The sequence below is a fragment of the Psychrobacter sp. TB20-MNA-CIBAN-0197 genome (genome assembly GCF_040309765.1).
Lineage (GTDB): Bacteria > Pseudomonadota > Gammaproteobacteria > Pseudomonadales > Moraxellaceae > Psychrobacter > Psychrobacter submarinus.
On sequence record NZ_JBEOPC010001515.1, the window covers coordinates 1 to 230 of the forward strand.

At 59.1% G+C, this 230-nt stretch carries 1 protein-coding gene; it reads right to left on the minus strand.

The window, feature by feature from the left end; translation table 11 throughout:
* Window positions 1-230 (minus strand): hypothetical protein (locus AAEY83_RS19045; RefSeq protein WP_351061846.1); only part of this gene is annotated, 230 nt, incomplete at both ends.

The window sequence follows — 230 nt, forward strand, 5'->3', positions numbered from 1 at the left end:
GTGTTGAACCACTTCACGGTGCCGGTATCGCGATTGCTCATGTCATAGGTAGTCGGCGCAGCGGCCGGTGACGATTTGTAGAAGCTGACAGCCAAATGCAGCAGCACGGCAACCAGGGCGATCACCAGGCTGAACAACACCGCCGGCTGGCCAGCGATGACCGGCATCGGCGCGATCAGGGTCAAAGTTTGCAGGACGACAGTCAGTACCAGAAGGGCGCTGACCAGATT